Here is a 17,781-nt window from a genome sequence, read left to right as displayed (position 1 = left end):
TACGGAGTCTTCAGGTAGAACTGCAGGGGCCGCTTCGCAGCCCAACGGGGATAAATCCCCTCGCCACAGTTGTTCATCGGTGTTGCTCAGGCAGTCGCCGCTGCCGGCTGTTGCCACGACTCATTCGCGGTCTGATCCATCGCTTCCTGAATCGCTTTTTTGCGGTTGGCCTCTGCCTTGCGGCCGAAGTACCAGACGAGGAAAGTCACCAGCGACACTGCCAGCAGAATCAGGCTGGCCACGGCGTTTATCTCAGGCTTCACGCCCAGGCGCACCGCCGAGAACACCTCCATCGGCAGCGTCGTCGAGCCCGGCCCGGAAACGAAACTCGCCAGCACCAGATCATCCAGCGACAAGGCGAACGACATCATTCCGCCGGCGGCCAGCGACGGCGCGATCATTGGAATCGTGATCAGGAAAAACACTTTGAATGGCTTGGCGCCGAGGTCCATCGCCGCTTCTTCGATCGACAGATCCAGCTCCCGCAGGCGCGCGGAGACTACCACCGCGACATAGGCTGCACAAAAGGTGGTGTGGGCGATCCAGATGGTGACGATGCCGCGCTCCTGCGGCCAGCCGATCATCTGCGCCATGGCCACGAACAGCAGCAACAGCGACAGACCGGTGATCACTTCCGGCATCACCAGTGGTGCAGTCACCAGGCCGCCGAACAGCGTGCGGCCCTTGAAGTGGGTGATGCGCGTCAGCACGAACGCGGCCAGGGTACCCAATGCCACCGCAGCAACCGCGGTGTAGCAGGCGATTTCCAGCGAGCGCAGCACCGAGCCCATCAGTTGCGAGTTGTCGAGCAGGCCGACGTACCACTTGATCGACCAGCCACCCCACACCGTCACCAGTTTCGAGGCGTTGAACGAGTAGATCACCAGAATCAGCATCGGCAGATAAATGAACATCAAGCCGAAGATCAGCATGAACTTGGAAAAGTTGAAGCGTTTCATCCCCGTGCCTCCATCTCTTTGGCCTGGCTGCGGTTGAACAGCAGAATCGGCACAATCAGGATCAACAGCATCACCACCGCCAGCGCAGAAGCCACCGGCCAGTCGCGGTTATTGAAGAACTCCTGCCACAGCACGCGACCGATCATCAGCGTCTCCGGGCCACCCAGCAGTTCCGGGATCACGAACTCGCCGACTACCGGAATGAACACCAGCATGCAACCGGCGATGATGCCGTTCTTGGCCAGCGGCACGGTGATCTTCCAGAAGTTGTTGAAGTTGCTCGAACCCAGATCCTGCGCGGCTTCCAGCAGGCTGTTGTCGTGCTTGACCAGGTTGGCGTAGAGCGGCAGCACCATGAACGGCAGATACGCGTAGACCACGCCGATGTACACCGCAGTGTTGGTGTTGAGGATCTCGATCGGGTGATCGGTGAGCCCGGTCCACATCAGGAACCCGTTGAGCAGACCGTTGTTGCTGAGGATGCCCATCCACGCATACACGCGGATCAGGATCGCCGTCCAGGTCGGCATCATGATCAACAGCAGCAGGACATTTTGCGTTTCCTTGCCGGTCTTGGTGATCGCGTACGCCATCGGGAAACCGATCACCAGGCACATCAGCGTGCTCAATGCCGCGACTTTCAGCGAGCCGAGGTACGCCGACAGGTACAGCTCGTCTTCGCCGAGCAGGGTGTAGTTGCCGATGTTCAGCAGCAGCTGGAATTTCTGTTCGGCGAAGGTGTAGATCTCCGAGTACGGCGGGATCGACAGCGCGGCTTCCGAGAAGCTGATCTTCATCACCAGAAAGAACGGCAGCATGAAGAACAGGAACAGCCAGATGAACGGAATGCCGATCACCAGTTTTCGTCCGCTGGGCACCAGGCGCAAGAATTGCTGATTGAAAGTTCTCATGAGCGCAGCACCACGCCGCTGTCGTCTTCCCACCAGACGTAGACCTTGTCGTCCCAGGTCGGCCGCGCGCCACGGCGTTCGGCGTTGGCCATGAACGACTGGACGATCTTGCCGCCGGTCAGCTCGACGTAGAACACAGAGTGGCCGCCGAGGTAAGCGATGTCGTGGACCTTGCCTTCGGACCAGTTGTAGCGGAACTCCGGTTGGGTGGTGCTGACGAGCATTTTTTCCGGGCGGATGGCGTAGGTAATCGACTTGTCCTGCACCGAGGTGCTGACGCCGTGACCGACATAGATCTTCTGCTGCAAGTCGGGGCTGTGAATGATCGCGTGGCCTTCCAGATCTTCCACCACAGTGCCGTCGAAAGCGTTCACGTTACCGATGAATTCGCAGACCATGCGGCTGACCGGCGCTTCATAAATGTCCACCGGGCTGCCGATCTGCGCGATCCAGCCCAGGTGCATGATCGCGATGCGCTGGGCCATGGTCATGGCTTCTTCCTGGTCGTGGGTGACCATCACGCAGGTCACGCCGACGCGCTCGATGATTTCCACCAGCTCAAGCTGCATCTGCGAACGCAGCTTTTTGTCCAGCGCACCCATTGGCTCGTCGAGCAGCAACAGTTTCGGCCGTTTGGCCAGCGAGCGGGCGAGGGCCACGCGCTGACGCTGGCCGCCGGACAACTGGTGCGGGCGGCGCTTGGCGTATTGGGTCATGTGCACCAGACGCAGCATTTCTTCGACGCGGGCATCGATTTCGCTGGCCGGCAAACGGTCCTGTTTGAGGCCGAAGGCGATGTTCTGTGCCACGGTCATGTGCGGGAACAGCGCGTAGGACTGGAACATCATGTTGATCGGCCGCTCGTACGGCGGCATGTCGGTGATGTCCACGCCATCGAGCAGAATCCGCCCCTCGGTCGGCCGCTCGAAACCGGCGAGCATGCGCAGCAGAGTCGATTTGCCCGAACCGGAACCGCCCAGCAGGGCGAAGATTTCGCCCTGCTGGATCTCCAGGGACACATCGTCCACGGCCACGGTTTCGTCGAACTTCTTGGTGACACGATCGACTTTCACCAGCACCTTTTTCGGTTGCTGATGACCTTCGAGTGCCTTGCGGTAAGTGCTGGAGGCGTTTGCCATGTGAAACTCCCAACAGGTGTCGTGTGCCTGGCCAATGTGGCCGGGCTTAAGTGGATTGCAAGCCTGTAAGCGCTGCCCCGGTCGAATCGCCGCAACACCCTGTGGGAGCTGGCTTGCCAGCGATGGCGGTGGGTCAGTCACCTTTAAGGTTGAAGGTGACGCCCTCATCGCTGGCAAGCCAGCTCCCACAGGGTTTTGCATTGTTCTGACAGGTATTGCACTTACCGATCCGGCTTGTTCGGCGCCGCCGTCCTGGCTGCCTGGGTCGTACTTGTTGTTATTACGGGTGTCGCTGTTCACGAATGACGGATGTGCGCAGACACACCCGACATCCGTGGGGGCAGTAAATCGTTATGGATTCTTGGGTTGAGTCAGCGTTGGTTGCGCTTCGCCGCCCGCTGCCGACAAGCCTCGCCGAACGCCTGGAAAATCCTCAGGTAGTTCGGGTTGTCCAGCACTTGCCATTCCGGGTGCCATTGCACGCCGAGGGCGAAGGTCGGGCTGTGCTCGACCGAGATCGCTTCGATCAAACCGTCCGGTGCCACGGCTTCAGCACGCAGGCCGGGGGCGAGGCGGTCGATGCCCTGACTGTGAATCGAATTGACCTGAAATTCGTCGGGCAACTCCAGCGCTTCGAACACGCCGCCAGCGACCACGCTGACCGCATGGGCCGGCGCGTATTGCACGGCCACATCCGGGCTGTCGGCTTCACGGTGGTCGAGCATGCCGGGCAGCTCGTGCACCTTTTGATGCAGGCTGCCGCCGAAGGCCACGTTCATTTCCTGGAAGCCACGGCAGATGCCGAGCACCGGAACGCCCGCCGCGATGGCTGCACGCAATAAAGGAAGGGTGGTGGCGTCGCGGGCCGGATCATGATCCGTGCCGGGGGCGCTGGCCGGGCCTTGATAGTGGAAGGGCTCCACGTTCGAGGGGGAGCCAGTGAGCAACAGACCGTCGAGCTGACCGAGCAGGTCATCGATTTCAGTCAGGTTGCCGAGGGAAGGAATGACCACTGGCAACCCTTGAGCGCCAACGCTGACAGCACGTACGTACTTGTCGCCGCTGATGTGATAGGGGTGCAGGCCAATCTGTTTGACGCACGCAGTAACGCCGATCAATGGCTTGAATGCCATTTTTATTCACCTCGAAGTCTGTCACTTGAACGAGCTTTTCCGGAGCTTAGCCTCGTTGATTTTAATTAACAACTGTCATGTAAAAAATTCTAAACGCCGTTCATCAAATCGCTTAGGTTTACCGGGGTTTGCCGGTGGATATGGCTCGAGAGTGTTAAGAAAAGCCCAAAAAATAAAGGCTTCAGGGCAGGGTGTTCGCTATTGACTTCACTTTGCCTTTCGGATTGACTGGCTGCGCAACACGGTGGTGAACATAATAATTAACAGCTAAATAGGTGCATCATGTCGGTCCCTCTGCGTACCGTTCAACTCAACGAAGCCAACGCATTCCTTAAGAAATATCCTGAGGTTTTGTACGTCGACCTTCTGATTGCGGATATGAACGGTGTGGTGCGCGGCAAGCGCATCGAACGCACCAGTCTTCATAAGGTGTACGAAAAAGGCATCAACCTGCCGGCGTCGCTGTTCGCGCTGGACATCAACGGCTCGACGGTGGAAAGCACCGGCCTGGGCCTGGATATTGGCGATGCCGATCGCATCTGCTACCCGATCCCTGGCACCCTGAGCATCGAGCCGTGGCAAAAACGCCCGACCGCTCAACTGCTGATGACCATGCACGAGATCGAAGGCCAGCCGTTCTTCGCCGACCCGCGTGAAGTGCTGGCCAACGTCGTGCGCAAATTCGATGACCTCGGCCTGACCATCTGCGCGGCGTTCGAACTCGAGTTCTACCTGATCGACCAGGACAACGTGAATGGCCGTCCGCAATCGCCACGTTCACCGGTATCCGGCAAGCGTCCGGTGTCGACTCAGGTCTACCTGATCGACGACCTCGACGAATACGTTGACTGCCTGCAAGACATCCTCGAAGGCGCGAAGGAGCAGGGCATTCCCGCTGACGCCATCGTCAAGGAAAGCGCCCCGGCGCAGTTCGAAGTCAACCTGCATCACGTCTCCGACCCGATCAAGGCCTGCGATTACGCGGTCCTGCTCAAGCGTCTGGTGAAGAACATCGCCTACGACCACGAGATGGACACGACTTTCATGGCCAAGCCGTATCCGGGCCAGGCCGGCAACGGTCTGCACGTGCACATTTCGATTCTGGACAAAGAAGGCAACAACATCTTCGCCAGCGAGGATCCCGAGCAGAACGCCGCACTGCGTCACGCGATCGGCGGTGTGCTCGAGACCCTGCCGGCGCAAATGGCGTTTCTCTGCCCGAACGTCAACTCGTACCGCCGCTTCGGCGCGCAATTCTATGTGCCGAACTCGCCGAGCTGGGGCATCGACAACCGCACCGTGGCCGTGCGCGTGCCGACCGGTTCAGCGGATGCCGTGCGCATCGAACACCGCGTCGCCGGTGCCGATGCCAACCCGTACCTGCTGATGGCGTCGGTGCTGGCCGGCATTCACCACGGCCTGACCAACCAGATCGAGCCCGGCGCCCCGGTCGAAGGCAACAGCTACGAGCAGAACGAGCAGAGCCTGCCGAACAACCTGCGCGACGCCTTGCGCGAGCTCGACGACAGCGAAGTCATGGCGCGCTACATCGACCCGATGTACATCGACGTGTTCGTCGCGTGCAAGGAAAGCGAGCTGGCCGAGTTCGAGAACTCGATTTCTGACCTTGAGTACAACTGGTATCTGCATACGGTCTGAAGATCAAAAGCCCCTCACCCTAACCCTCTCCCGGAGGGAGAGGGGACTGACCGCGTCGTCTGGAGATATCCGGCGACCTGAACGATCCAGTCGATGATGGATTCGGCAAAGATTTTTCAGGTCGGCGCAGTTACCAGGCATCCCCCGATCGGTCCCCTCTCCCTCTGGGAGAGGGCTAGGGTGAGGGCAGCGATTCCCGGCCAGACAAAGCAACCAGACCAACCCCCGAATTCCCCCTTGTCGAGCTCAAAACAATGACCACAACCCGCAACGACTGGGAACAACGCTTCCAGTCTCTGTCCATCGAATCCCGCGCTTTCATCAACGGTGAATATCGCCCGGCGATCAGCGGCGACACGTTCGAATGCCTGAGCCCGGTCGATGGCCGCTTTCTTGCCGCCGTCGCCAGCACCGATGAAGCCGACGCCAACCTGGCCGTTGAAGCCGCGCGCCAGTCCTTCAACTCCGGCATCTGGGCGAAAAAAGCCCCGGCCGAGCGCAAGCGCGTGCTGATCCGCTTCGCCGATCTGATCCTGCAACATCAGGAAGAACTGGCGCTGCTGGAAACCCTCGACATGGGCAAGCCGATCAGCGATTCGATGAGCATCGACATCCCGGCGACCGCCAACGCGATCCGCTGGAGCGCCGAGGCCATCGACAAGATCTACGACGAAGTCGCCGCCACCCCGCACGACCAACTCGGCCTCGTCACCCGTGAGCCCTCGGGTGTGGTCGCAGCGATCGTGCCGTGGAATTTTCCGCTGATCATGGCCAGCTGGAAATTCGCCCCGGCGCTGGCGGCGGGTAACTCGTTCATCCTCAAGCCTTCGGAAAAATCACCGCTGACCGCTATCCGCATCGCGCAACTGGCGCTGGAGGCGGGTATTCCGAAGGGCGTGTTCAACGTGCTGCCGGGCTACGGCCACACCGTCGGCAAGGCGCTGGCGTTGCACATGGACGTCGACGTGCTGGCCTTCACCGGTTCCACGGCGATCGCCAAGCAACTGATGATCTATGCCGGGCAGAGCAACATGAAACGCGTCTGGCTCGAGGCCGGCGGCAAGAGCCCGAACGTGGTGTTCGCCGACGCCCCGGATCTGCGCGCGGCAGCCCAGGCAGCAGCCAGTGCCATCGCCTTCAACCAGGGCGAAGTCTGCACTGCCGGCTCGCGTCTGCTGGTCGAGCGCTCGATTCGCGAGCAGTTCATCCCGCTGCTGGTGGAAGCGCTGCAAGCGTGGAAACCGGGGCATGCACTGGATCCGGCGACCACCGTCGGCGCCGTGGTCGACCAACGTCAGCTGGACAACGTGCTGCGCTACATCAGCATCGGCCGCGAGCAGGGCGCCGAGTTGATTGCCGGCGGCCAACGCACCCTCGAAGAAACCGGCGGACTCTACGTGCAGCCAGCGATTTTCGACGGCGTGACCAACGCGATGACCATCGCTCAGGAAGAAATCTTCGGCCCGGTGCTGTCGCTGATCACCTTCGACACTGCCGAAGAAGCCCTGCAAATCGCCAACGACAGCATCTTCGGCCTCGCCGCCGGGGTGTGGACCAGCAACCTGAGCAAGGCGCACACCTTCGCCCGCGGCCTGCGCGCGGGCAGCGTCTGGGTCAACCAGTACGACGGCGGCGACATGACTGCGCCGTTCGGTGGCTTCAAACAGTCGGGCAACGGCCGCGACAAATCGCTGCACGCGTTCGACAAGTACACCGAACTGAAAGCGACCTGGATCAAGCTCTGATTCTTTTACAGCGGCGGTCGCCCCTGATTGGCGGCCCTCGGAGAAACCTATGAAACAGCAACACGTAAACAGCTACTACGCCGCCACCCGCAACGAAGTCATCGACTTCCCGATTCTCGAAGAAGCGCTGGACTGCGACGTCTGCATCATCGGCGCCGGCTACACGGGCCTGTCCTCGGCACTGTTCCTCAGCGAAGCCGGCTACAAAGTCACCGTGCTGGAAGCGGCGAAAGTCGGCTACGGCGCCAGCGGTCGCAATGGCGGTCAACTGGTCAATTCCTATAGCCGCGACGTCGACGTCATCGAAGAGCGCTACGGTGACAAGACTGCAGAAATCCTCGGCAGCATGATCTTCGAAGGCGCCGATATCATTCGTTCGCGCATCAAGGATTACGACATCAAGTGCGACTACCGCCCGGGCGGTATTTTCGCGGCGATGAACAAGAAACAGCTCAACGGCCTGGCCGAGCAGAAGCGCAACTGGGAACGCTACGGCAACCGCAATCTGAAGATGCTCGATGCAGCGGATATTCGTCGCGAAGTCGGCTCCGACGCCTACGTTGGCGGCTTGCTGGACATGCAGGGCGGCCACGTTCATCCGCTGAATCTGGCGCTAGGGGAGGCCGCTGCCATCGTGCGTTTGGGCGGCAAGATCTACGAGCAATCGGCGGCGGTGGAAATCACCTACGGCGAGCCGATCACCGTTCGCACCGCCAAAGGCCTGGTCCGCGCCAAATACCTGTTGATCGCCGGCAATGCTTATCTGCCGCAAGGCCTCGACAACCGCGTCACCGCGAAAAGCATGCCGTGTGGTTCGCAGATCGTCGTCACCGAACCGCTGACCGAGCAGCAGGCACGCAGTCTGATCACCAACAACTATTGCGTCGAAGACTGCAACTACCTGCTGGATTACTACCGCCTCACCGCTGACAACCGCCTGCTTTACGGTGGTGGAGTGGTCTACGGTGCGCGGGAACCGGACGATATCGAACAATTGATCCGGCCGAAGATCGTCAAGACCTTTCCGCAGCTCAAGGACGTGAAGATCGACTACCGCTGGACCGGCAACTTCCTGCTGACCATGTCGCGCATGCCGCAATTCGGCCGTATCGAAAAGAACGCCTACTACATGCAGGGCTACAGCGGCCACGGCGTCACCTGCTCGCACCTGGCCGGCAAACTGATCTCGGAAATGATCCGCGGCGACGCCGAACGCTTCAACGCCTTCGCCTCACTGCCGCACATGCCAATGCTCGGCGGCCGCACCTTCTCCGCACCGCTCACCGCTCTGGGTGCCGTCTACTACTCCCTGCGCGACCGTTTCGGCGTCTGATTGACCTTGCCGGCGGCGGTCCGAAAGACCTCGCCGGTTTTTCCCTAAACAGCACACAAAACCTGTGGGAGCTGGCTTGCCAGCGATTGCGGTCTTTCAGCAAAAGGGATGTTGAATGTGCCATCCAATCGCTGGCAAGCCAGCTCCCACAAGTTTTTTATTTGTCCGCAATAATCGCCAGCCAGCTCATTTCGATCACCATCCATCGAACCTGCTGAGCAACACCCGCAAACGTGATTTAATAGCCGCCTTTCACGGTTCCGGGACACGGGAGCAACGTGATCCGCGCGACCTGCGCGTCACCCGCCACCCACCCCCATCGCCCTTAAGTCGCTCTTACATAAGGCTGTCATGGATACGGGTTCTCGACTCAAACTAGTACGCGAAAGCTACAAACTCTCCCAGCGCGAGCTCGCCCGGCGTAGCGGCGTGACCAACGCGACCATCTCGCTGATCGAACAGAACCGCGTCAGCCCCTCCGTCAGCTCGCTGAAAAAGCTGCTCGAAGGCATACCGATGTCCCTGGCCGACTTCTTCACCTTCGACCAGCCCCCGCGCGAACACCAATACGTATTCCGCGCCAACGAACAACCCGACCTCGGCCGCGACGGCCTGCGCCTGCTGCTCATCGGCGCCTCCGTCCCCAGCCGCCAGATGCGCCTGCTCCGCGAACAATACGCCCCCGGCGCCAGCTCCGGCGAAGAGCCGATCGTGCATGCCGAAGGCGAAGAGTGCGGGCTGGTCACGCGCGGCACGGTGGAATTGACCGTGGACGGGCAGGTGAGTGTGTTGAGTGCGGGGGATGGTTATTACTTTCCGACGACGTTGCCGCATAAGTTTCGCAATATCGGCGCGGATGAGGCAGAGATAATCAGCGCGAATACGCCGGCGAATTTCTGATCGGATAACGCATTATTTTTTTGTTGACCCGATATCTTTTGAGGTGTCGGGTTGTTTGTTCCTGCCATTCGTCAGCCCTCCCGCATTTTCCCCGCGCACGCGCTTCCAATGCATAACTCACCCCCGCAAAGGAACCGCCCACATGCGCAAATCCAACCTCGCAGCACTGACCCTGGCCACGCTATTATCCGCCACTTCGCTCTACGCGACAGCCGCCAGCGACACCCCGGCACCCACCGCTAACGACGGCAATAGCCAAACCAATCCGAGTGCGCCGGAAGACATTCATTCCAACGGTGCCACCGTGCCGAAAGGTACACAAGGCAACACCACCAACAACGACGGCTCGACCCCTGCGGGTTCCAAGCCCAGTGGTTCGAAGCAATCGAACGACAGCGGCACGAGCAGCGGTGCTGGTGAGGGTTGAAGCTGTTTGCAGATGCAGCAAGCCCGGCATCAAGCCGGGCTCTCTATCAGGCAATCCTCGATGACCGAGGTTACTTAGCCTTCCAGTTCCCGCCGCTGTTCTCACAATCAATCTTTGCCTGCGCCAGGTGCTCGCCGTCGTAGTAATACGTGGTGACTTTGGCGTTGTCGGGCATGTTCATCGGTTTGGCGCTTTTGTCTTTGCTGGTCGAGTGCGGGTTGGCCAGGGATTCCTGGGTGAGGCGGGCGGTGCAGGTGGCCTGGTAGTGGTCGTCGCAGCGATCGACTTTTTTCTTGGTGGCGTTGAGGGTGTCCTTGCTTTCGTTGCTGCAGGACCAGTTGATGGAGTCCACGGGCATGCCTTCGTATTCGTAGCAGCTGTGGGTTTCCACCGCTGGCACCGAGGCGCTGGAGGAGCGGGTCTGCACGTCGCAGCCTTCAGCCATGACGCAGGTGGGGATGATGGCGAACGTGGCGATCAGGAGCAGCAGTCGGGTTTTCATCGGCAATTCCTCTCCAATGGCGCCGCGTCTGATCGGTGATTTGGCGCTTGTCTGGTTTCGAGGCGGCGAGGGCGGGCAAGGTTCAATCGGTTTGCGCTGAGCGATCTTCGCGTACACTGCGCAACAATCAGAAACATTCAGCGCAGGATTCGATTCCCATGGCCCAAACCCTCGAACGCGCTATCGCCATTGCCGCCACGGCCCACACCGGGCAGGTGGACAAGGGCGGGGCGCCGTACATTCTTCATCCGCTGAAAGTCATGTTGCGTATGAATACGCTGGAAGAGCGCATCGTCGCTGTGCTGCACGATGTGGTCGAGGATTGCGGGGTGAGTCTGGGTGATTTGCGCGGGGAAGGTTTCAGCGAAGAGGTGCTGGCGGCGATTGCAGCGGTGACCAAAGTGCCGGGCGAGTCCTACGAGAATTTTGTCGACCGCGCCGCGCAAAACCCGATCGGCCGGGTGGTGAAGCTGGCGGATCTGGAAGAGAACAGCGATATCTCGCGGATTGCCTCGCCGAGTTGGGAGGATCTGGAGCGGATCGAGAAATATCGGCGGGCGATTGCGCGCCTTCGCGCATAGGAATGCCAATCCCCCTGTAGGAGCTGCCGAAGGCTGCGATCTATTGGGACGCAGAGCGTCCCCGGCTGCATTCCCACGCAGAGCGTGGGAACGATCAGATCGCAGCCTTCGGCAGCTCCTACCAGGGAATGGTGGTGTCTCACAAAATAGCCAGGAAGGCGAACTATGAAATCCATTGTGTGCTTGTTGATTGCGGCCGGTTTCGGCGCGTTATTGCAGTTTGAAGGCGTACCCCACGGCTTGCTGCTGGGTTTGATTGTCGTTACCGCATTGTTTGCCAGCAAAACCGGCATCGCCCCGGCAACTCCTTATGGACTGGGCTACATCCAGGTCACGCTGGGCATCGCCACCGGGCTGATGTTCGAAGCATGGGACAGCGAAACGGCGACGACGATGCTGCCCAGCCTTGGCGTGTTGCTGATCTGCTTGACCGTACAAATTGCACTCGCCGGATGGTGGCTGACACGCGGTGCCGGCTGGAACCGCACCGATGCACTGCTGGCGGTGTATCCCGGCGCGTTGGCCGCAGTGTTCGATTTGCTTGAGTCGGAAAAGGCTTCGAGCAAAGTCATCATCGTGCATCTGATGCGGCTGCTGTTGATCACCGTGCTGGTGAGTTTGCTCATTCCCGGGCAAGCAGCGGTGGCTGAAGTCGTCAGCGATCCGTTGACCACAGGCATGGCGCTGAGCGCGTTCTCTGTCATCGCGCTGAGCGTATTGCTCGGCCGCCTGTTGTTGCTGGTCGGCGTCCCGGCGCCATTCATGCTTACCGCAATTCTCATAACCGCTGTATTTGTGAAGTCGGGATGGCTGCACGGCTTTCACATGCCGGAGTGGAGTTTGAACCTGGCCGCACTGATTCTTGGCGTGCGCATCGGCTCACGGTTTCAGGGGCTGGGCATCGCAGAACTGGCGCGACATGGGCGCACCGCTCTGGTTTCGGTCGGCTTGATGATCGTCGTTGCAGCGGCGTTTGCCGAGGTGGCTGCGCGCTGGCTGGGCAGTGATCCGCTGTCGCTGTGGCTGGCGTACATGCCGGGCGCGATCGAGACGATTGCGATTGTCGCTTTTGGCGGCGGGCTGAATGTGGTGTTTATCCTGACGCATCACTTGAGCCGGATGGTGTTGCTGCATTTTGCCCCGGCGTTGTTGGTGCAGGTCAGGCGTGGCCCAAGGCAATCGCGAACGACACGACAATCATGCAGGCGAAGGCGAAGTTGAGATTCATGGGCTGTTCATCCTGAGCTTTTGAGAGTGGGGCCATTGTGAACAGGCGCAGCGCAAAGAAAAAATTCGCCGTGTTGATTCCAATGATCGAAAGCATTGATAGCCGCTGCGTTTGTATTTGCCTGAGACTTTCGCTAGTGTCGCTGAAACCTGCAACTACAAGCACAAACAGGCATATCCATGCACGACCACTCCATCGCCGAATTGCCGTCCCTGCGTCGGCAGAAAATCCTTTTGCTTCTCGAACGTGACGGCAAGGTCATGGCCTCCGAGCTTAGCCAGCATTTCGCAGTCTCCGAAGACACCATTCGCCGTGACCTCGCCGAACTGGACAGCGCCGGGCTGGTGCAGCGCGTGCATGGCGGGGCGCTGCCGCGACCGAAGGATTCAGGCAAGGATTACTTCACCCGTCTGGATGAGACCGACGAGGTCAAGGTGCGCCTGGCGCAACTGGCGGCGCAGCACATCGAGGACGGGCAGATTGTGCTGTTCGATTCCGGCTCGACCACCTTGCAGGTGGCGCGCGCATTACCTGCCGACATCCGCATCACCGCGGTGACCGCGTCACCGCTGACGGCGATTGCCTTGTCCGAATACAAGGGCGTGAAAGTGATTCTGGCGGGCGGTGAATTGAATCCGCATTCGATGTCGGCCAGTGGTCAGGAAGCGCTGCGACTGCTGGCGGGGATCAAGGCGGATCTGGCGATTACCGGGGTGTGTGCGATTCATCCCGAGGTCGGGATCACCTCGCTGCATTTCGATGAAGTGCCGATCAAACAGGCGATGCTCGACAGTGCAACGCGGGTGATTGCGGTGACCACGTCAGACAAGCTGGGCGCGGTGGAGCCGTTTTTGGTGGCGCCGTGTACGCGCCTGCATATGTTGATTACCGAGCGGCATCCCGGGTCGGGGAATGTCGAGGATTATCGGCGGTTGGGGATTGTCGTGGAGCAGTTGCCGGATTGAGTTTGTATGGGGTTTGAGGGCCTCTTCGCGAGCAGGCTCGCTCCCACAGGGGATCTGCGGTGAATAAATGACTTTGTAGGAGCTGCCGAAGGCTGCGATCTTTTGATTTTGACTTTTAAAAGCAGGATCAAAAGATCGCAGCCTTCGGCAGCTCCTACAGGTAATGGATCAGCGCAACCGCTCGAGCATCTGGTAATACCACATCCCCGCCGCCAGCAACGGATTGCCCAGCAGGTCGCCCATTGGCACGCGAATGTGCTGGCACGCGGCGAAAGTGTCGAATTGCTCCATTTGCCCGGTGATCGCGCGGCTCATGATCTCGCCCATGATGTGCGTGGTGGCAATGCCGTGACCCGAGTAGCCCTGGCAATACCAGACGTTGTCCGAGAGCTTGCCCAGTTGCGGGATGCGGTTGATGACGATGCCCATCGCGCAGCTCCACTGGTAATCGATCGCCACGCCTTTTAGCGCCGGGAACGTGCGTTCGATACACGGGCGCAGTTCCGCAGCGATGTCGCGCGAATCCTTGCCGCTGTAGTTGGCACCGCCGCCGAACAGCAAACGGCCGTCGGCGGTGAGCCGGTAGTAATCGAGGACGAAGCGGCAGTCGTACACGGCGAGGTCTTCGGGGTTGATCTGTTGCGCCAGATGACCCAGCGGCGCGGTGGTGACGATGCCGCCCATGGCCGGGAAAATCTTGCCCTTGAGCTGACCCGGTTCGAGCTTGTGATAGACATCGCCGGCGAGCATCACTTGATTGGCGTCGATCTGACCGTGAGCGGTGCGCACGCCAGGTGTGTCGCCGTGAATGATCTCCAGCACTTCACTGTTTTCGAAGATCAGCGCGCCCAGGCTTTCGGCTGCGCGTGCTTCGCCAATGCACAGGTTGAGCGGGTGCAGATGCATGTTGCGGGTGTTCTTGATTGCGCCGTGGTAGAGCTCGCTTTGCAGCAGGTCGCGAACCTGGCTGCGGTCGAGCAGGCTCACTTCATCGCTCAATCCGCGACGCACGGCTTCGTCGTAGTCCTTGCGCAGATCGACCATGTGGCTCGGCTTGTACGCCGCGTGCAAATGGCCGTGTTTGAGGTCGCACTGGATCGCATATTTCTCGACGCGCTGGCGGATGATTTCATGCCCTCGCCAGCGCAGATGCCAGATGAAATCGTCCACGTCATCGCCCAGTTTCGCGCGCATCTGCTTGCGCATCGCGCCGTCGCCGGACAGGCTGCCGGTGACTTGCCCGCCATTGCGCCCGGTGGCGCCCCAGCCGATTTTGTGGCTTTCAACGATGGCGACTTTCAGGCCTTTTTCCGCCAGTTCGACGGCAGTGGCGACGCCAGTGAAACCGCCGCCGATGATCACCACATCGACCTTGTGCCGGCCTTGCAGGGTCGGATAGTCGGTGTCGTGGTTGAGGGTGGCGGTGTAGTAGGAATTGCAGCGAATGGTCATGTCGGGGTCCACACAAATTTTGAAATCGAAGTGCAATTCCTGTGGGAGCTGGCTTGCCAGCGATAGCGAACTGTCAGTCACCGCCGATGGTGAATGTGCCGGCCTCATCGCTGGCAAGCCAGCTCCCACAGGTTCGGTGTCGGATCGTTAAGCTTCGGTCAGGTACCACCGCCAATCCTGCTCACCCACTTCAGCCATGAACTGCCGATACTCGGCACGCTTCACCGCCAGATACACCCCAAGGAATGCCTGCCCCAACGCCTCCCGTGCCCACGCGGAATTTTCCAGCGCCTGCAACGACGTCAGCCAATCGGTCGGCAGCAGTTCTTTCGCCTGGGCATAACCATTGCCCTCGACCGGCGCCCCCGGATCCAGCTCTTCACGGATGCCGCGATGAATGCCGGCGAGGATCGCTGCCGCTGCCAGATACGGGTTGGCGTCGGCGCCGCAGATGCGGTGTTCGATGTGTCGCGTAGGGGCCGGGCCGCCGGGTACGCGCAGGCTGACCGTGCGGTTATCGACACCCCAGGTCGGCGCCAGTGGCGCGTAGCTGTTGGCCTGGAAACGCCGGTAAGAGTTGGCGTTGGGGCAGAACAGCAGCAGCGAATCGAGCAGGGAGGCGAGCATGCCGCCGATCGCCGTGCGCAACAGCGGTGTGCCGGCCGGTTCTTCAGAGGCGAACAGATTACGCCCCTCGGCATCGGCGAGGCTGACGTGCATGTGCATGCCGGTGCCGGCCAGATCATCGAACGGCTTGGCCATGAACGTCGCCTGCATGCCGTGCTTGTGCGCCACGCCTTTGACCAGACGCTTGTAGCGCACCGCCTGATCCATCGCTTCCAGCGCATCGCCGTGTTCCAGGGTGATTTCCACTTGCCCCGGGGCGTATTCGGAGATCGCCGTGCGCGCCGGAATGCCGTGCAGTTTGCAGGCGCTGTAGAGGTCGGCGAGGAACGGCTCGATCTGCTCCAGCTCGCGCAAACCGTAGACTTGCGTGTGTCGCGGTCGTCCGCCGTCAGCGTCCAGCGCCGGTTGCGGGCGGCCGTTGTGGTCGCGTTTGGCGTCGAGCAGATAGAACTCCAGCTCGCAGGCCATGATCGGGTGATAGCCCTCGGCCTTGAGCCCGTCGATCACCTTGATCAGCAGGTGCCGAGGGTCAGCGATGCTCGCCGGCATGCCCTCGCTCGGGTGCATGCTGACCTGCACGGCGGCGGTCGGAATCTGCCGCCACGGCAGGCGCACCAGACTGCCTTGCAGCGGATAGGCGCGGCAGTCGATGTCGCCCACATCCCAGACCAGTCCGGAGTTCTCGACGTCCTCGCCTTGTACGGTCAGGCCGAGGATGGTGCTCGGCAGCGGTCGGCCGCTTTCGTACACGGCGAGCAGTTCTTCACGGTGCAACAGCTTGCCGCGCGGCACGCCGTTGGCGTCGAGAATGAACAGTTCGATCATGCCGATATCGGGGTTCTGTTCGAGGAACAGGCGTGCGTCTTCAATGGCTGCGAATTTCATGGCAAATCACTCACGATGGCGCCGCACAGGCGCGCAGATTCGGCCGGACACGACGCGACAAAAAGGCGTAAGTGTCCCGGCAGGGATATCAGGAAAATCGGGAAATTGACTGTCGCGGTTACAGCTCACGCGATCAGGCAGGAATGGCGATATCCGGCGGGCGTGCGGAGTGACGCAGCTTGGAACGGCGCAGGGCCATGGGCAGATTGACGATGCGGTTCATACGCGGCCCCTGTTGCAGTGGGCGCGTACAGCAGAGACGTGCAACCTTTGCGGTTGTTGTGGTGACGTACTCATAACGCGTGTTTCCGTTGGCGGAAAGCGTCGGCGGCAGGGCAGGCCCGGCGACCGGTGTGCCCGGATAGTAAGGGGGAATTTGCGCGCGTGTAAATGGAAGATTCGTCGGTGGCGCTTTACGGCGTCATCAGCGCAGCACGTAATCGTCCGGCTCTGGCGCGGGCGGCAATGGCGAGACGCCCAGTTCGTACAGCACATCGCGCTCCAGGGTGCGCACCAGTGCATCGGTCGGCAGATCGTTTTCATCGCGGCCGAACGGGTCTTCGAGTTCATCGGCAATCGCGTCGAAGCCGAAAAAGGTGTAGCTGACAATTGCCGTGAACAGCGGCGTCAACCAACCCAGCGATTGCGCCATGGCGAACGGCAGCAGCAGGCAGAACAGGTAGATGGTGCGGTGCAGCAGCAGGGTGTAAGGGAAGGGCAGTGGCGTGTTCTTGATGCGGTCGCACACGGCCTGGGCTTGGCTCAGGCAGGTCAGGTGATTGGCCAGCAATTGATAACGCCATGGCGACAGCACACCGGCCGTTTCCAGCTCGGAACACTGGCGCCCGACCTGATGAATGATCTGGCCGCAGTGATCCGGCGCCGACCCATCGATCGGCGGGCTGACCCAGTCGGCACTGGCCTGCTCCTCGCTGTCGCCACGCAGTCTTGCATTCAACGCATGGGCGAAACCGCACAGGTTGCGCAACAGTTGTCCACGCAGGCGCGAGTCATCGATGCCTTGAGTTTCGCGCATCACCGAGCGCACCCGCAGCAGCACCTCGCCCCAGGCCTTGCGGCCCTCGTACCAACGGTCGTAACAGGCGTTGTTGCGAAAGCTCAGGAAGATCGACAGCGACAGACCGAGCAGGGTGAACGGTGTCGAATTGATCTGGGCGAAGTAGCTCGGCACCAGAAGTTCGATCAGCACAATCGCCGCCGCCAGCAGTGTCAGCATCAAGGTGCGCACGGCGATGCGTTTGGCGATCGAGCCTTTGAGGGTGAACAGCACGGCGAACTGATTGGGTCTCGGTCTGACGATCATCTCGCGGTCCC

At 60.6% G+C, this 17,781-nt stretch carries 16 protein-coding genes; 8 read left to right on the top strand and 8 right to left on the bottom strand.

Features of this window, described 5'->3' with window-relative positions; translation table 11 throughout:
• Window positions 1–86: 86 nt before the first annotated feature.
• The 4 genes from D8U60_RS00540 to D8U60_RS00525 form a co-directional block, all read right to left on the bottom strand.
• A complete protein-coding gene (locus D8U60_RS00540; protein WP_130899227.1) occupies window positions 87–959 on the bottom strand; it encodes an ABC transporter permease subunit in 873 nt (290 codons plus the stop codon).
• Entirely contained in the window at window positions 956–1,870 is a 915-nt protein-coding gene (locus D8U60_RS00535; protein ID WP_024013334.1) for an ABC transporter permease subunit, read from the bottom strand. The genes D8U60_RS00540 and D8U60_RS00535 overlap by 4 nt, the downstream gene beginning before the upstream one ends.
• Window positions 1,867–3,009 (bottom strand): polyamine ABC transporter ATP-binding protein, encoded by a 1,143-nt coding sequence (potA, locus tag D8U60_RS00530; protein ID WP_130899226.1) that lies wholly within the window; start codon window positions 3,007–3,009, stop codon window positions 1,867–1,869. The genes D8U60_RS00535 and potA overlap by 4 nt, the downstream gene beginning before the upstream one ends.
• A 371-nt stretch (window positions 3,010–3,380) precedes the next feature.
• Complete coding sequence (locus D8U60_RS00525; protein WP_130899225.1) at window positions 3,381–4,142, bottom strand: gamma-glutamyl-gamma-aminobutyrate hydrolase family protein; 762 nt, start codon at window positions 4,140–4,142, stop codon at window positions 3,381–3,383.
• 282 nt (window positions 4,143–4,424) lie between these two features.
• Between D8U60_RS00525 and D8U60_RS00520 the strand changes: the two genes are divergently transcribed.
• From D8U60_RS00520 to D8U60_RS00500, 5 genes are all read left to right on the top strand, one after another.
• On the top strand, window positions 4,425–5,801 hold the full coding sequence (locus D8U60_RS00520) for a glutamine synthetase family protein (RefSeq protein WP_007918694.1): 1,377 nt from the start codon (window positions 4,425–4,427) through the stop codon (window positions 5,799–5,801).
• A gap of 254 nt (window positions 5,802–6,055) precedes the next feature.
• Complete coding sequence (locus D8U60_RS00515) at window positions 6,056–7,546, top strand: aldehyde dehydrogenase (RefSeq protein ID WP_041480929.1); 1,491 nt, start codon at window positions 6,056–6,058, stop codon at window positions 7,544–7,546.
• 49 nt (window positions 7,547–7,595) lie between these two features.
• Complete coding sequence (locus D8U60_RS00510; RefSeq protein ID WP_130899224.1) at window positions 7,596–8,879, top strand: FAD-binding oxidoreductase; 1,284 nt, start codon at window positions 7,596–7,598, stop codon at window positions 8,877–8,879.
• Window positions 8,880–9,230: 351 nt separating this feature from the next.
• The gene (locus D8U60_RS00505) at window positions 9,231–9,779 is read left to right on the top strand and encodes a cupin domain-containing protein (RefSeq protein WP_130888728.1); all 549 of its coding nucleotides are present in this window, start codon (window positions 9,231–9,233) and stop codon (window positions 9,777–9,779) included.
• Window positions 9,780–9,921: 142 nt separating this feature from the next.
• Window positions 9,922–10,206 carry a hypothetical protein gene (locus D8U60_RS00500; protein ID WP_073471230.1) on the top strand — a complete coding sequence of 95 codons (285 nt, stop codon included), beginning with the start codon at window positions 9,922–9,924 and terminating at the stop codon, window positions 10,204–10,206.
• Between the two features lie 70 nt (window positions 10,207–10,276).
• Here D8U60_RS00500 and D8U60_RS00495 read toward each other — a convergent pair whose 3' ends face one another.
• On the bottom strand, window positions 10,277–10,708 hold the full coding sequence (locus D8U60_RS00495) for a hypothetical protein (RefSeq protein WP_122700622.1): 432 nt from the start codon (window positions 10,706–10,708) through the stop codon (window positions 10,277–10,279).
• Window positions 10,709–10,866: 158 nt separating this feature from the next.
• Between D8U60_RS00495 and D8U60_RS00490 the strand changes: the two genes are divergently transcribed.
• The 3 genes from D8U60_RS00490 to D8U60_RS00480 all read left to right on the top strand — a co-directional run bounded on the left by D8U60_RS00490 (window position 10,867) and on the right by D8U60_RS00480 (window position 13,482).
• Window positions 10,867–11,289 (top strand): HD domain-containing protein, encoded by a 423-nt coding sequence (locus D8U60_RS00490; RefSeq protein ID WP_130899223.1) that lies wholly within the window; start codon window positions 10,867–10,869, stop codon window positions 11,287–11,289.
• A gap of 165 nt (window positions 11,290–11,454) precedes the next feature.
• Window positions 11,455–12,510 carry an AbrB family transcriptional regulator gene (locus tag D8U60_RS00485; protein ID WP_130899222.1) on the top strand — a complete coding sequence of 352 codons (1,056 nt, stop codon included), beginning with the start codon at window positions 11,455–11,457 and terminating at the stop codon, window positions 12,508–12,510.
• Window positions 12,511–12,696: 186 nt separating this feature from the next.
• Window positions 12,697–13,482, top strand: coding sequence for a DeoR/GlpR family DNA-binding transcription regulator (locus D8U60_RS00480; RefSeq protein WP_130899221.1), 786 nt, complete (start codon window positions 12,697–12,699; stop codon window positions 13,480–13,482).
• Between the two features lie 168 nt (window positions 13,483–13,650).
• On the opposite strand, the gene D8U60_RS00475 is transcribed toward D8U60_RS00480, so the two are convergent.
• From D8U60_RS00475 to D8U60_RS00465, 3 genes are all read right to left on the bottom strand, one after another.
• Window positions 13,651–14,934, bottom strand: a complete 1,284-nt coding sequence (locus D8U60_RS00475) for an FAD-binding oxidoreductase (RefSeq protein ID WP_130899220.1) — start codon at window positions 14,932–14,934, stop codon at window positions 13,651–13,653.
• 147 nt (window positions 14,935–15,081) lie between these two features.
• On the bottom strand, window positions 15,082–16,446 hold the full coding sequence (locus D8U60_RS00470) for a glutamine synthetase family protein (RefSeq protein WP_130899219.1): 1,365 nt from the start codon (window positions 16,444–16,446) through the stop codon (window positions 15,082–15,084).
• Window positions 16,447–16,870: 424 nt separating this feature from the next.
• Complete coding sequence (locus tag D8U60_RS00465) at window positions 16,871–17,770, bottom strand: bestrophin family protein (protein WP_122612208.1); 900 nt, start codon at window positions 17,768–17,770, stop codon at window positions 16,871–16,873.
• Between the last annotated feature and the right edge of the window lie 11 nt (window positions 17,771–17,781).

This window comes from Pseudomonas sp. Sample_11 (assembly GCF_004307505.1).
GTDB lineage: Bacteria > Pseudomonadota > Gammaproteobacteria > Pseudomonadales > Pseudomonadaceae > Aquipseudomonas > Aquipseudomonas atacamensis.
Note: the sequence above shows the minus strand (reverse complement) of the source record. Positions and strands in the feature narration are given on the sequence as shown.